10 protein-coding genes and 1 riboswitch are annotated in these 15,759 nt (G+C 37.2%); of the genes, 3 read left to right on the plus strand and 7 right to left on the minus strand.

Annotated elements, in window-relative coordinates:
- Window positions 1–150: 150 nt before the first annotated feature.
- Window positions 151–7,491, minus strand: a complete 7,341-nt coding sequence (locus EJF36_RS18520; protein WP_125907715.1) for a DUF4350 domain-containing protein — start codon at window positions 7,489–7,491, stop codon at window positions 151–153.
- A 247-nt stretch (window positions 7,492–7,738) separates the two neighbouring features.
- On the opposite strand from EJF36_RS18520, the gene EJF36_RS18525 reads away from it, so the two are divergent.
- Window positions 7,739–8,851 carry a HupE/UreJ family protein gene (locus EJF36_RS18525; protein ID WP_185806962.1) on the plus strand — a complete coding sequence of 371 codons (1,113 nt, stop codon included), beginning with the start codon at window positions 7,739–7,741 and terminating at the stop codon, window positions 8,849–8,851.
- Between the two features lie 77 nt (window positions 8,852–8,928).
- Here the strand turns inward: EJF36_RS18525 and EJF36_RS18530 are convergent, their stop codons facing one another.
- The 6 genes from EJF36_RS18530 to EJF36_RS18555 form a co-directional block, all read right to left on the minus strand.
- Window positions 8,929–9,429, minus strand: a complete 501-nt coding sequence (locus EJF36_RS18530; RefSeq protein ID WP_125907717.1) for a hypothetical protein — start codon at window positions 9,427–9,429, stop codon at window positions 8,929–8,931.
- Window positions 9,430–9,432: 3 nt separating this feature from the next.
- Window positions 9,433–10,881 carry an ABC transporter permease gene (locus EJF36_RS18535; protein WP_125907718.1) on the minus strand — a complete coding sequence of 483 codons (1,449 nt, stop codon included), beginning with the start codon at window positions 10,879–10,881 and terminating at the stop codon, window positions 9,433–9,435.
- Entirely contained in the window at window positions 10,878–11,570 is a 693-nt protein-coding gene (locus EJF36_RS18540) for an ABC transporter ATP-binding protein (RefSeq protein WP_185806963.1), read from the minus strand. The genes EJF36_RS18535 and EJF36_RS18540 overlap by 4 nt, the downstream gene beginning before the upstream one ends.
- Before the next feature lie 25 nt (window positions 11,571–11,595).
- A complete protein-coding gene (locus EJF36_RS18545) occupies window positions 11,596–12,009 on the minus strand; it encodes a hypothetical protein (protein WP_125907720.1) in 414 nt (137 codons plus the stop codon).
- A 72-nt stretch (window positions 12,010–12,081) separates the two neighbouring features.
- Window positions 12,082–13,233 (minus strand): zinc metalloprotease, encoded by a 1,152-nt coding sequence (locus EJF36_RS18550; RefSeq protein WP_125907721.1) that lies wholly within the window; start codon window positions 13,231–13,233, stop codon window positions 12,082–12,084.
- Window positions 13,234–13,402: 169 nt separating this feature from the next.
- The gene (locus tag EJF36_RS18555; RefSeq protein WP_125907722.1) at window positions 13,403–14,563 is read right to left on the minus strand and encodes an HD-GYP domain-containing protein; all 1,161 of its coding nucleotides are present in this window, start codon (window positions 14,561–14,563) and stop codon (window positions 13,403–13,405) included.
- A gap of 244 nt (window positions 14,564–14,807) precedes the next feature.
- Between EJF36_RS18555 and EJF36_RS21940 the strand changes: the two genes are divergently transcribed.
- On the plus strand, window positions 14,808–14,930 hold the full coding sequence (locus EJF36_RS21940) for a hypothetical protein (RefSeq protein WP_260471941.1): 123 nt from the start codon (window positions 14,808–14,810) through the stop codon (window positions 14,928–14,930).
- A gap of 126 nt (window positions 14,931–15,056) precedes the next feature.
- Window positions 15,057–15,150, minus strand: a riboswitch (cyclic di-GMP riboswitch).
- Window positions 15,151–15,318: 168 nt separating this feature from the next.
- On the plus strand, window positions 15,319–15,759 hold the full coding sequence (locus EJF36_RS18560; RefSeq protein WP_125907723.1) for a VanZ family protein: 441 nt from the start codon (window positions 15,319–15,321) through the stop codon (window positions 15,757–15,759).

Genomic DNA, 15,759 nt, shown 5'->3' on the forward strand with positions numbered 1-15,759 from the left:
ATTTAAAAATTTATAGTACTTTATAGGACTATTCAGTACCTTAGTACTATATTTTGATAATGATAAGAGCAAAAAACAACATACAACAAGCATGTGATTACAGAAAAAAACCGAGGCAATTATGCCTCGGTTTCTCTTCTAGCTATAGTTCTATAGTTTGATAAGCTTACGACGATATACGAAAGCTGTTAAAGCTAAGATCATTAATACAACTACTGCACCAGCGCCTGGATGGAAGATTCCATATACGACACCAACAGCTGGAGCAAGCATAACACGAACTGCTCCTTTTAAGAATGCATTGTCTGCAATTGCTTGTGCAATTGGAGGTGACACTTCATAGTAGAAGTCTACGAATTTAGCACCTAATGCATTTGTTAATAGCACTTGGTCACGGAAGTTACGTAATAATGTAACTTGACTATGGAACTTCGTACCGAATGCAGCTGTAGCGATAAAACATTCATCAATGCCGTCAACTGTTGTTGTAACTTCTTTCGAGTTACCATTAATATCCTCTGCTATAACAACAATCTGAGCTTGATTCTCTTGAGCAGGAATCACAATTTCATATGTGCCATCTTGTTGTACTGTTGCTGTACCTAATACAACATCTCCAGCTTTTGCTGTTACAGTTGTACCCGGTGTAGCAGTTCCTGTCACCTTAGTTGATTGTGTAGATATCGGATCTACAGTTAACTCAATTTCTACAGAGTTCATAGGCGCTGCTATAATTCTACCTTCAACCTGTGGATTAACCTCGCCAACAGCATCTAAATAGCTAGTAAACACGTCATAATCTACGAAGAATAACTCCGTCATACGACCATCTTCTTTAGCTGTTTTGAAAGTTGTGTAACCATCTCCACCATCAGCAACATATGCATTTGTAGCAACCACATATGATGCTGTTAATTCAATCGGTTCATAGCCTGTTGCAGTCTCAACCTGAACGTCATATACGCGACTACCAGCCGGTTGTAAGGCATCAAACGAAAACTTCATACCAGCTACGTGCGGGAATCGACCAGCGTTTTCTTCTACTTTACTTACGCCGTTCTCAAGAGCTTCAATAACTTCTGCTCCTGTTAATTCTAGAGTAACTAACGTATTACCAAACGGCATCGTTGTTAACACTTCACCTAAAGAGATCTCACCCGCATCTATTGAAGCACGAATGCCTCCACCATTTTGAATTGCAATCGTAGCATTACCGTTTTCCTGCGCTTTCCAAAGCATCGCATCAGCGATCAAGTTACCTAGATTTGTCTCTTTAGAACGAACATCAGCACGTTCACCGTTTAATTCTACTGCTGTTTTACCTACAATAGTAGCTTTTAACGCTTCAAGCGGAGCTGCTAATTCAGCTATACGCGCTTGTGCAGTAGCATCTTCTGTATAAGTTGATACTTCTAGCAATGCTTCATTCCATGCCGTTAAAATACCAGTTGTATCGAATTTTACATCTAGACGACCTAATAATTCACCATATTCCGAAGCTTGAACAATGATAGTTGGTTCTGAATCAACATTAAATACAGTTGGAGCATCTAATTGAGTATGGCTATGGCCACCTACGATGATATCAATACCTTCTACTTCGTTAGCTAAGATTTGATCATACTTGTAGCCTAAATGCGTTAAAGCAATGATCTTATTTACACCTTGAGTTTGAAGCATACCAATCGTTTCAGATGCTTTTTCTAGATAGTTTTCGAAGATGATGTTTTCGCCTGGGTTTGCTAAAATAGCTGTTTCTTCAGTTGTTAAACCGAATACTCCAATCTTTTCACCGTTCACATCAAGCACAACAGCCGGGTAAATGCTATTTGCAACACCTGGGTTACCAATTTCATCTTTATAAAAATCACTTAAATGTGATTCGTTAGTGTAATTAATATTTGCACTCACAATCGGGAAGTTCGCTGCCTTAATAAAGTTAGCTAACACTTCAGGACCCTTATCGAACTCATGGTTACCTGGAACCATAGCATCGTAGCCCATCATATTCATAAACTCTACATCTGCAAGACCTTCATACAGATTGAAGAATAACGTTCCTGAGAATACGTCACCTGCATCTAATAAGATGGAATTAACTACTTCACTACGCACTTCGTTAACTGCTGTGATACGTTTTGCTACATCATCTAAGTGAGCATGAGTATCATTTGTGTGCATTACTGTTAAACTGAACTTTTCAGTTGTGAAGTTTAAATCTTCAGCAAAACGAACGCGAATGCGATTGCCTGCTGCACCTGAAGATGCAATACCTTGAACTGAGATGTAATCTCCTACATCAAATCTTTCAAGTCCTAATGGTAAGTATCCATCAGTAAGAATATGTGCATCCGTTACACCGTCATTAACTAGCATGAAACTTCCTGCATCGTTAATTTCAGTAAGAGTACCTTCTAATTTTACTAATTGACCATTGTATGTGCCATCCACTACATCTTGCGCTGAAACATCACGAGGTTGAATTTCTGTTCCCGGACCTACGTAAAGAATTTCCATATCGAAATTCTCGTACTCTAACTCCATTTCACCCTCGAAGAATGTGACACCACCTGTAGCAATAACAACTGTTCCAACCGGTAAATCTTTACCTTGTGAACCGAATAGTGAAATACCACCCGTTTCATCTTGAATATACACTGTGTCAAAGAACTTACCTGTAGGTGCTGTTACAACACCTTTTACAGTTACAATGTCCCCTTCTTCAGCTGTCTCACGAACTTGACCAATTGGTTGAATTCGATCATAATCAGCTAACCAATCCATTGCTGTTAAAGTAAATGAAGTGTTACTTACATCATTAACAATTTCATAGTCAGAATAGAAGTGACGACCTGCTACGATAACACGACCTTCACCTACATATTCTTTTGCAACGATAGGAATATCTGCTCCATCAGGTCCAGATGTTTGGTTCGGATCATCTTCTGTTCCAATAGCTTCGTTATACGTATAGAAGCCATCAGCTACACTATAGTTATAAGATGTTGGGTTACCCGCTACTAAGATTTCAAGACCTGTAGCTGGGTCATTTGTTAATGCTCCTAAGTTTTCATCAACAAGTGATGAACCACTGAAGAAACGAATTGCTTCTAAGTTGTCATTTAAACCACTGATAGTTGAAGGCATCGTGTAAGCATACACAGACCATTTCATACCACCACTAAACTTATCAGATGTATTTGGCTCATATACGTTGTCGTTGTTAATACGAATACCTGAACCAATAGCTTCTAACACTGGATTTAACTTTTGATTATCAAAGTTAAAGTTCGATTTAGATGCAAGCATTAATGAGCCACCAGCTTGGACCCAGCTGTTAATTGCTGTAATTTCATCCTGCGTAAAGTTTTTATCAGGTGCATTTACAACTAATACATCATAATCTGCTAAAAGACTAGCTGTAATAGGGTCAGTATTAATTTTTGCTTGATAGCCGTTACGACGTAACAATTCCATAAACTCGTTCATAGAACCCGGTACGTCCGCGTTGTTATGCGCATCATCAATTAATACTTTTTTGTTGTTAGATTGTACAACTTTTATAGATTTCTGAATTTCAGTAACAGTTGTAACGTTAGGAATTTCTGTTAGAACAGCAATAATCTTATCTTGTCCAGATTGCTCAGGAATCCACGTTACAGACGTTGTACCTTTTTTACCTGGTGAAATATATTCAATTGTACCAGTAGAAATCAGGTTTTCTGCGCTAACTGTTCCACGATAGAATGTTACTTCCAAGTTTTCAACTGGACGCACACCCATGTTAGACACAGTCGCTTTTAATTCTGTTTCAGAACCAGGCACACTTGGGTCAGGATTTACATCAAGACCTGTTAATTTAACATCCAATTCTCCACCAGATGTAAAAATGGCACTTGCTGTTGTCCATAGGTTCTCTGTATGAATAACCTTAACAACATACCAATTTGCACCTTCACCATCTGTGATTGTTGGATTCCAATCATAAGATGTTAGTTCACCAACTTTTACTGACTTTACAATGTTACCACCGTTTGTAATGATTTGAATCTCATCAATAGGGTTGTCTAAATCTTTTACTGAGATTTCAAAGTTGATATCTGATCCATCTTCTATATCTAATGTACTACCCATCCAGAAACCATTCGCTTTTACCTTAAGTTCAGTGTCACGAGCTTCTGTTGAGTACACACGACGATTCTTTAGTGCTTCAAGGAATGATTCTGTTGTTAATTCTTCAGCAACAACAGCTGTTAAGTTATCAGGTACACCCCAGTTAGTAGAGTGGTTGTCTTGACCGTTAATTGCACCAACGTGCCAGCCGTTATCCATTGCTTTGAAGAAATGTTCTTCAGCACGGGCATAGCTATACGGAGGAGCACCGTTACCTACTTCAATCATAGCCATTAAGTGGTCAATCTCTGGTACATACGATAAATCGTTGAATGAATCACTTGGCCAGTTCGGATGGTTGAACGCCGCTACAACATTCTCTTCTGTTGTTAACCAATTATAAAAATCGTTTAATTCTGTTACAGTTTTCTTCGCTTCCACATAATCGTTTGAATTCCAAACGTTGATATGACCCCAATTGCTTGATGTCATTTCAAAACCACGTAAAGCTAGAAACTCACCAGCATGTGCTGCATTAAATGCTGCTGCCATTTGCTTTGTTTGTTCCCACTCAGAGCCAACTTTTTCAACAAATTCTTTCCGCTCTGAGATGTAATCATCACCATCTAACCAGTTTGAATGGTCAGTTACTACCATATAATCTAAACCTTGCTCATAAGACATTTGATACGCATCTGCTGGTGTTCCTTTGCCATCAGAGAAGCTCGTATGAGCATGCGGTACACCAAAATAGAAGTTGTATGCATCGTCTGCTTTTAACTCTTGAATGTAGAAGAAAGATACATATGTGTTTTTCGCACCAGCAATATCTTCAACTTCTACATTAATTTGATGCTCACCAATTGCTAATTCAGCAGCTGGCGTGTAGCTGAATGTAGAATCTGTTTCGTTAAAGGTTGTTTGTGCAGTCACGTCCACGCCATCAACAAATAGTGTAACCTTTGTCCAATCAATAGCTACCTCTGCAGGATCAATTTCACCTGAGATAGTCGGTAAAGTTTCTGTCACAGCTGCCATTTTAGCAGGCTTTACATTGTAGACAATTGGTAGTTTAGCCGTTTCAGGAGCTGCTTGTTTTACCATGTCAACACCGTTACGTAATTTAAGCTGTGGTGAATTGTACGCTGCCGCGATACCTGTTATTTTGTAGTACTCGCCTACAGTATAATCAGTTGCATTAAAATCATCTGCTTTAGCAATGTATAAAGATGTTGAGCGTTTAGCAGAATCTTCAATTTTGAAGCTATATTGACTTGAAGTATCTGTGATTTTAACCATTTCAACTGTAACCAATTTACCTTGGTTAGCGTCTAATTGATCAAGCGTGATAACAACAGGAGCTGGAACAGCCTTTGTTCCTAACTTCGTAATGTTCTCTACTGCTTCCACTTTAACTTGAATTTCACCATTATAAAGATCCATTTTTCCAACAAGCTTTACTTCGTCACCTTCAATGTAAGCTGTTAAATCAACGTTTTGACCATTTGTGTTAATTTGTATACCCGCTGTTTCATCTTGGATATACATAATTGTGTCTCTTTCAGCATGTGTAACAACACCTTGAAGTGTTACATCAGCACCTTTCGCAAGTGCTTTAGCATCTTCAATAGCTGTCACAGTAGGATCTTGAATAGGACCTGCAAATGCTGCTACATCATCAGCTTTTCTAACGAACAACTGATAAGTTTCCTTATATTGAGAAACAATTGCTACTACGTTTACAAGGTCGCCTTCCAAAATATTAGTTAAAGTCGGCACTTTACGGATATTGATAGATTGATTGTTACTATCTGTAAGTGACGTATTACCGCTTGGATTAATTGCACCTATAGTCACATTCTCAAGTTTAATTAATTCACCTTCAACTGTTTCGCCAATTTGATCAATTGTTACAGTTTGAGGTGTTGGTAAAACATTTCCTTCTGACACAACATTATCTACTGTGAAATTTTTGATTTCAAGCAGTCCATTATAGTCGTCGATAATACCGGTTACCTTAACAAGGTCTCCCTCTTTTAATTCAACATCATCAGACTGACCGTATAAGTTAATACCTGCCGTTGTATCTTGAATATAAATATTGCCTGAAGCTGATGTTACAATACCACGAACAGTTACTGTCTCATCTTCAGCTTTAGTACGCGCTTCTGCAATAGTGATGTAGTCAATAGGCTCTGCTAAAGTCACATCAGAAGCTTGCCTTACATGTAATTGATATGTACCTTTATATTCTGAAACAATTGCAATCACATCTACATTGTTACCTTCTTGTATATCTGTTAAAGCTGGTACTTTACGGATGTTAATCGTATTGCCATCAACATCTGTTAAAGACGTGTTACCACCCGTATCAATAGTACCTATTGTTACATTTTCAAGCTTTATAAGCTCTCCTTCAACATCCTCGTTTACGTTAGTAATCATAACCACTTGAGGAGTTGGTAGTGTATTACCACTTGAAATAACTTCAACTGTAAAATCTTTGATTTCTCTTAAACCATTATATTCTGCTGTAGTCCCAATTACTTTTACTAGATCTCCTTCTGTAAAAGCAACTGAATCGGTTTGGTTATATAAATTAATACCAGCTGTCTCATCTTGGATAAAAATTGTACCTGTTGAAGTTACAACACCTTCTACAGCTACCTCTGTACCAAGGTCTGCAGCTCTAGCGTCAGCAATAGGTATTAAAGCTGGTTCAGCTGTATCATCTGAACCTGAATCTCCATACACATCGTCTATTACTGAATCATCTCCACCGTATACATCATCGATTACTGTACCTGATGTATCCATAGTGTGAGAGCCTAGGTTAGAGATAGTATCTTTTGATTCTTGTACCCAATCATTTAAGTCAAAAGTCAAACTACCTGCTGTGACTGAGTTTTTACGAATCAGTGTTACGTCTTTCGTGTTTTGAATTGCTTGTCCAACAGTACCAACAATATCAATATTGTCTATACCTTTTTTCAAGACAACCGCATCATCTCCATTGAAATTCGCAACTAAATCTTGATAGGCAGCAAGCGCTAAAATATCAGCATTAGCACTCGGATGAGCAATAACTATTACATCACCATCCGCTAAATCCCCTGATAAAGCCAGTGTTGTTTTAGGAGCTGTATCCCCATTTGAATAAAGCTCTACAGAATAATTTGATAAATCAACTGTACTACCCGTCCCATTATAAATCTCAATAGCTTTGTTATAGCTACCGCCTTCAATATGTTCCGAAATGAACAAATCTGTTGCAGCCGCATTTGCTGTAAATGGTTGCATAGGCAATAAGCTAATTAATAGCATAGCTATCATAGCTATTGAGACCCATTTGCGATTTTTTCGTAAAAATCTACTCAAGTTCTTTTCCCCCTTTTTATAATAAAAAATATTATTTCAGGAACGTATTCCTATTTACTAATGGGAAAATAGGAATCCCCACCAATATTAATCTAACATATATCAATTAACTAAATATATAATAAATGTAAAATTTTTCGTCAATTTTTTTTACAATGAATTAACATTAATGTCGAAATCAGTTAAACTATTTACGGTACTATTAAAACTGTTCTTTAAAAGAAAAAAACATAGGGGTGTATTACTAGTGAAAAAACTATTTGCCATGAATACATATATAGCCTTAATTATTATTCTACTAACTACTGTATTCACAAGCTATTCAGTATCAGCTCATGCTCTTAGTGCTAGTTTTGGGACTTTAGAAATTACTGAAAATGAAGCTAGCTTCACATTTTCAATAGATGAATTATCTGTTATTGAATCTGTAAATTTAGACCAAAACAATGATGGGAAGCTATCAACAGAAGAAGTGTCGTCCGCTACGTCTGCAATTAACGAATGGATAGGACGAAACCTCACTATCCAAGTCAACGGCATGACACAGCGTCTGAGTATTACCAACATGATGTTAGAGCCTAAAAATGATTTAACAGTATTAACAAGTTCATTTACATTCCCAGTGAGTGATGCATCTGAAACAATTACTATTGTTGATAACTTTTACAAAGATTCAAAGGACAACACAACATATACGCATTTTCTATCCATTAAACAAGGGGATTCTACTAATGAATTTCTTTTTAAAGGCGATAACCGTGAGCTAAACGTAGAATTAGCAACAGCCGCAGGGGAAGAGGTTCAAGTGTCAGGGAACCCATGGTGGCAATTTTTTGTGTTAGGAATGGAGCACATAATTACAGGCTACGACCATCTATTGTTCTTATTTGCTTTACTTCTAGCAAGACAAACTTTTAAGCAACTAGTTATGGTTGTGACTTCTTTTACAGTTGCACACAGCATTACACTAACACTAGGATATTTAAATATATTCGTACTACCAGGACGTTTTGTTGAGTCTGTTATAGCCCTCAGTATCTGTTATGTAGCAATTGAGAATATTTTCAGAAAAGAAGTGAAGAACCGCTGGGGATTAACCTTTGCGTTTGGATTAATACATGGGTTGGGGTTTGCAGGTCTGTTATCTGAGATGACCATTCCAAAAAGCCATTTAGTAGCATCACTATTAAGCTTCAATCTTGGTATTGAAGTTATTCAAATCGCGTTAGTTGCCATTCTTATCCCAATTTTAACAAGAGTACAAAAGCTAGCTAAGTACACAAAATATGTCCAATACGGTTCTGCTGCAATCATATTAATTGGCGCGTATTGGGTCGTTGAAAGAGTGTTTCAGCTGTAGTCAGATAAACAGCAATCTCTATGGTCAACATAAAAATGGAGCAAGGTGTTATTTTCAGCACCTTGCTCCCTTTCATATTATCTCGGTTGAAATAACTCAATCGAATCTGCTTGTAAGCGAAACATACTAATTAATCCCGTCGCTTCATCTATTTCTTCTCCTACTTCAAGCGTACCATATGCCCATATTCCATCCTGCGTAAACTCCATTGTCTTCCCATCTGGTGGATATACTGCTATTGCTTCTAAATACTTCGGATTATCTGCCGAACAAAACGGACAAGCTGCTCCAGCTGTTGGAACTAAGTAAATAAAACGGTTATCAATGGGAGTAAGCTCTGTCATGTAGCCTTTTATCCCAACTTTTTTCCCGTTTAAAGCAAGCATTTCATCCGTAATTTGTCCATCACCTGTCGTTGATTTTGTAAAAAATTGATCAAATGTTATTTCTATCAGTTTCTGACTAGTATTTTCAGATGTCTCCGGTTCTGCTTGTGTAGCAGCAGGCTGTGTGGTACTTTCCTGCCCACACCCTGTTAACAGCAAAACAGCCATACATAGAGTCACTATATATTTCATGACTTACCCCTTCCTCTGTAGATAGTTTGGTAATGCTGGTAGAATTGAAACAGTCATAGCACCTAACAGCATGTAAAGAGCATATTTTAAAAACTCCCATGTTATCGTCACATCTGGTAGAAGAATTCCTGCATACGAAGCACTTACTTTTTGTATAAAATAAAATGCACCTAAGGCGATCAAGAATCCTACTCCAATTCCCATTATTGTTATAAAAGCAGCTTCATATAATAATTGCAAAAGTAACTTATGTCGTGATACACCTATTGCTTTTAAAATAGCTAACTCTTCTTTTCTCTGTACTATAGAGCCTAATACGGTAAATAAAATAAATAAAGCCGCTAACACAATGGATGAACTCGCTAGAATAAGCGCAATTTGTTGCCCATACGAAAAGGTTGATAACACTTGCCTAAAGATTCTCACAGGGTACACAGCTTGTACACCTGAAACATTATCCAGTTCTTCTTTCAAACTAGGAACAAATCCGAGAGATTGTGGTTTTACAAGTAACGCTGTAATTTGTAGTTCCTCATCATGTTCATCGCCCCATTGATGTGCGTCGTCTGCACCTACATGAGATTTCTCTTGTTCTGGATGCGCATCCTCTTCATCCGTATGAGATTCCTCTTGCTCTGTATGTGAATCCTTTTCCTCGGAATGAGATTCTTGTTGTAGCGATTTGGAATCCTCTTCATCCGAATGCACCTCTTCTTCAGTTGCATGCTCTGATTTGGTAACATGCGATTCTTCCTCCGAGTGGGATTCTTCCCCATCTACATGTGAATCCTCTTCATCCGTATAAGATTCTTCCCCATTAGCAGCATGACCGTGTACAGCCCACACACTATCAACCTTTGTGAATACTGCTTTGTCATCTGCCGTTCCAGTTGGCTCTAGTATCCCAACAACACGATATTCGAGTGACTCATGTGTATCATCTGCAATACCATGATTCCCGAAAAATGTGTCACCTATTTTCATACTTGCCGCACTTGCTACATAAGAGCCAAGAACAGCATCGCCCACTTTCGAAAACCACTCGCCTTGCTGCAAGGTGAATCTCTCTGGCAGTCCTTCGCGAAATGGAAGAAAATAATCCGTCGTTGTACCGACAATAGGCTGTCCGTAAAAATAATCACCAAGAGCTAACGGTACCACCTTTAAAACCCGTTCATCCTTTTGCAACTCCTCATACGAACTATAAGGGATATTAGCTATCGGCGTATCAAGAAATAGAATACTATTTAACACAAGCTGAGTAGGGCTGCCCTCTGCCCCGACAACAAGGTCAAAAGCTCCGGCTTGTTTTTTTACTCCTTCTTCAATACCCGTTGACACAAGAATGACGGTAAACGTTAACGTCACTGCCAATGCTATCGCAATAATAGTAAATACAGTTGATAAAGCGCGCCCTTTCAGGCTCAATAACGTAAACTTTAATAGATTCATTGTGATACCTCTGCTATTGCTTGTTGATATACTTTATTAATATGTTCCATCTTCATTTGTTTTTCAAAACGGTCGGCTATGTGCGTATCATGCGTAACTGTAATTAAGGTCGCATTTGTTTTTGAGCTATAATCTTGTAAAAGACTCATCATATTTAAACCAGTTCTCACATCTAGGTTGCTCGTTGGTTCATCTACTAAAAGAACAGAAGGCTCATGAATAAGAGCCCGAGCTATGGCCACACGCTGCTGCTGTCCTCTTGATAAAACACCTACTTTGTGATGTATTCGATTTTCTAATCCCATATTTATCAACAGTTCAGTCGCTTTAGATTTATCGATATTTGCTTGTTGTTTTGAACGTGTTAGCTGCTGCACTAATACATTATCTAGCGCCGTCATGAAAGGAAAAAGCCTAAACTCTTGAAAGACCATTCCAATCTTTTCCGCTCTAAACTTTAACCTCTCAGCATCACCTTGCTCATGCAGTGGTTCATTACAAACATTCACGTTACCTGTTGTTGGTTGTAGCAAGCCCGACAAGAGTTTTAAAAAGGTCGTTTTACCCGATCCACTCGGTCCCATTAAAACAATTTGTTCACCTTGCTTAGCTGAAAAGGAATCTATTTCAAGAATCGTTTCATGTCCCGCTTTGTAGATAATATTTTTGCATACTATTATGTCTGACACGCTGCCACCCCCTGTAGTCATTTCACTATTGGACCTCCACCACTATTGATGCAAACAATTCGTTATCAGTTAATATATCAATGCGCCACTTACCCGATTCCTCAAATGTCATCGGAGCGGTATACACTCTATTCGCTCCAAACTGTTTCGTACTTTGTAAAGTAGCACTTTCTATAACAATAGCTTCTCTATCTGTTTCTTTGTGTGTTGCCTTAATAGTGATATATTCACCTTCAGCATCCCACAAATACCAAGCCGTTTGTACATCTTTATTTTTCATAAAAGGCTCGTCAATCTTTAAGCCTAATTTACTCTTCGGCCCGATAAGAGAGATGTAATGGTCACCTTCTTGAACAAAAAAAGCTGATGTAGCTTTCCATTCACTACTCCCACATGCTGTTATCAATAAAATAATAAAAAAAACTATCATTCGTTTCATGCTGCCATCCTCCTAGATATTTGCACCTTCTTATCATTGATGAAGTCTAGCTATCTGTCAACATAGTTTTTGTTAAACTTTCTTAAATATTCTGTTAGTAACAAGCGCAACTATAAGAAATACTACAAACAGTATTAACTGTCCAATAAAGACCACCCCATCCCAAAAGTAAAATGAACCTTTTGCGAGATTAGGAATTGCATACTGTTGCAGGCTAAAATAAATTTGTGGAATAAAATAAAAGATACCAAGTCCGATTACGACGAAAACACCGCTCATGTTTAAAAGCCCAAAATATTTAAGCCATCCTGGTTCGTCTGTTTGATTACCTTTGTTTCGGAGCAATGCCATACTGCGTTCTTGTAGATTGTAACACCCTGTCCTATTTTCAATAACGTAATATAAGTCCGTTTTGAGAAAAACTGCTGTCTGATACAAAATCCGAATCATTGCATCTAGCACTAACAACCTTGACAAAGCAAACAGTAAGGATGATTCTTGAAAGTAGAGCTGTCCCATGATCCCTAAGCTTAAAACAAGTTGATCAAAACACAAACCCGCCAAGTATAATCGAGACCGTTCCTTTGGTTGAAGCTCCCAAGCAGCAGTTAAATCTGTTTCCACAACTACTAAAAACAATCGGTTGCTAATAGAAAGATGAGTTGGTAAACCTTTTGCCCGCGCTGCTAACACATGCCCCATTTCGTGAATAAGTATCGTAAAAAAAGTGAGCACTATCCACATTAATGTATTCAGGAACATATACGGAGTAATAAAGATATCTTTATATTGTGGAACTGCATTTGATTTGAATAGAAAGAACGCAACATTGAATATGGCTAGCACCATATACAAATTCATCATCTTTTTATTAAAAAATAGTTTAGCGAATCTAGGAGTAATCCATGCAAATGAATCTTTAACAGATTTTACTTTTTTCGTGGAGCTTTGCAATTCTTTACCGCTCATATTGGCCACAAGCTCTAAATCTATCAGCTGCTGTGTGAACTCAGTCATATTTATATCTTCATTAGGGTATTCCCTGATTAAAATCGTCTCAACCTCATCAATGCTAGTACCTGCTTCTAGCAATCTTATAGCGTCAACACAGAGTTTAGGCATCTCATAGTACTCGTTTTTCTCTATGTCTTTTACAATATAACTACCGTTTTGATCCTCTGATATTTTAAGTGGTACTAACTTTAGTTGTTTATGCAGCTCCATATAAATCCCTCCACAAATTAAAACAGGTTACCCTTTGTCAGGATAACCCACTTCTCTTTAAGGCTTACCGCCACCTGGTAAGAATATGCACCACCAGCAAGTAACCTTCACTTTGTTTAACTTTCTAATTTTCATTCTGACACCTCCTATACTTATGATTCTATGATTTTTAAATTTCATAGCTATTATAAGATTTATAGACTTCTCTCCATTTAGGAATAACTTTATCAATGTAAGTTACAAGGTGAGGATCAAATTGTGTGCCACTTCCATTAATAAGTCTACGATGTGCCTCTTCAAACGACAGTGCATTTCGGTAAGCTCTATTAGAAGTCATTGCATCAAATGCATCGGCAATAGCAGTTACCCTAGCTAACACCGGAATATCCTCTCCACGAACACCGTCTGGATATCCTTTCCCATCCCATCGTTCATGGTGATATTTTACGATAGGTACATGATCTTCAAATCCCTCGATCTTCATAACAGCATCTGCTCCTACCGTTGTGTGCTTTTTGATTTCATCATACTCTTCATCAGTTAGAGAACTAGGTTTTCTTAAAATGTCATCATGAATATATATCTTTCCTATATCATGTAATAAACAGCTATATTTAAAGGTTTTCAGCTGTTCTCCTGTAAACTCACTTAGCTCAGCGGCTAAAATTTGAGCATATTCTGCTACACGTTCACTATGTCCCCGTGTATACGGATCTTTAAGTTCAAGCGTAGTAATAATACCTTTAACCATACCCTCAAGCATCGTATCATATGATTTTTTTATAGCTGTTACATATCCAAAGAATCTATTGAGTATTATGTACGAAACTATTCCTAAAGCCGTATATAATACGATAGGTAAAATAACCGTAGCGTCCTGTATGATATACCCAATGAAAGCATATTTGATGACCAATCCATATGCAACAACACGATAATAAACTTTATCAACAAAAATTGGAGCAAATAAAACTATAATAAGTTCAACAGCATTGCCTGAAGAATATGATGCATCAGTAGTTAAATAGATATAAATATCAGATGTAAAACTGAATGCAATGTAAGTATAAAAATAGATATACTTGATTATAAAGACACGCCCGGTTTTAAAAAGATAAATCGCAATTGGTATTAAAATAGCTATTGCGGCGTATACAAGAAGATATAACTTCCCACCAGGCAACTTAGGAGTATTCCCCCACACATACTTATGAACGAGAAAATAATACACAAAGTCATATAATGCAAAAACGAAATAAAAAGCTATTAAATATAAAACGACTGCTCGTTTTTCTTCTTGGAGTAACGTAGACTTCATTGAATTATTCATTCAACTGGTACCTCTCTGTTTCTTTTTCTTTTTTAGAAGCATTCGACGGTTTATGCGACTATCCTCTTTCATTCATCAAAAACACGTAAAAAGTAATATATTTTGACATATTTCGCAAGTTAAAGTGAGGAGAACAAGTACCTTTGTCCTACTATAACTGCAACATTTGTCTAACGTATTTGTTTGTTTTTACCATTTAATCTTTGTAGACTATAAATATAGTGATTTTACAGGAGGAAACCTAATGCCTTTACTACAATTAAAGGAGATATGGACACCACTAAGTTTACTCGGATTTAAGTTTTACAAAGGACATGATCGCGTATTTATTAAGTTTTTTAATAGCAAACTGAAAAAGCTTGGATAAAAATAGAGAACCCCAATGAGAGGTTCTCTTTTATTTTTCTTGATAGCATGCTTCTCTATAACAAACAGCTACTCTTAATACAGCCCCTCTTCGGTATACACTTTACACCGCTAAAAGGTTCTTATATTCGGCAGCTGGCTAGCATAGTCTCATAGAAATACAGACCTTAGCCCCTGAAGCTTTGCGTCATCATTTTTCAATGATTTTGCCCTTTTCGAACGGTTTTGTGCGAATTATTCTTTTATGTGAGTTCTTACTTTTTTACATTAAGGGAATATTTACCCAATGTATATAGGGAAATCGCACTATTATTTTTCTATAATATGTAAGGTGGTGTTTGTTTTTCTAACTTGCTGTCGATACTCACAGTAAGGATGGTGTGGTGGTCATGATTCGTTTTAATATTGATATAATCTTTGGCCCTGATAAGATAATGCATTTTTTTGCTTGGGGCTTTTTTAGCACAGCCGTTGGTTTGGTTATATTTTTAGTCTCTGACAGAGAAATTCCACGGCTTTTACTAGCACGCGTATGGTTCATGTTGTCCTTTATAAGTATCATTGAGGAATATCGGCATTATAAATTAGAATCACGTTCAGCTGAATTTCTAGATGCATGTGCAAACCTTCTTGGGATTACATGTGGACTTTTGATAGTGTTTCTTTTAACAATGTGGCGCTATAAGATTCATGCTAGTCATATGCTGTCAAAAAACTCTCTTATTATATTAGCAACTTTTATTTTACCTCTTCTACTCGGTTTATTATTCATCACAGAAAAGCCTTTTATAGAAATGAACATTCCTGTAATAGTAAAAAACAGCCCGTAA

The organism is Bacillus sp. HMF5848 (genome assembly GCF_003944835.1).
GTDB lineage: Bacteria > Bacillota > Bacilli > Bacillales > HMF5848 > HMF5848.

Bases quoted from the DNA above. Each gene is read 5' to 3' on its own strand.
- EJF36_RS18555 (WP_125907722.1), bottom strand. From the start codon at position 14,563: ATGAATAATTCAATGAAGTCTACGTTACTCCAAGAAGAAAAACGAGCA.
- EJF36_RS18560 (WP_125907723.1), top strand. From the start codon at position 15,319: ATGATTCGTTTTAATATTGATATAATCTTTGGCCCTGATAAGATAATG.
- EJF36_RS18550 (WP_125907721.1), bottom strand. From the start codon at position 13,233: ATGGAGCTGCATAAACAACTAAAGTTAGTACCACTTAAAATATCAGAG.
- EJF36_RS18545 (WP_125907720.1), bottom strand. From the start codon at position 12,009: ATGAAACGAATGATAGTTTTTTTTATTATTTTATTGATAACAGCATGT.
- EJF36_RS18530 (WP_125907717.1), bottom strand. From the start codon at position 9,429: ATGAAATATATAGTGACTCTATGTATGGCTGTTTTGCTGTTAACAGGG.
- EJF36_RS21940 (WP_260471941.1), top strand. From the start codon at position 14,808: ATGCCTTTACTACAATTAAAGGAGATATGGACACCACTAAGTTTACTC.
- EJF36_RS18535 (WP_125907718.1), bottom strand. From the start codon at position 10,881: ATGAATCTATTAAAGTTTACGTTATTGAGCCTGAAAGGGCGCGCTTTA.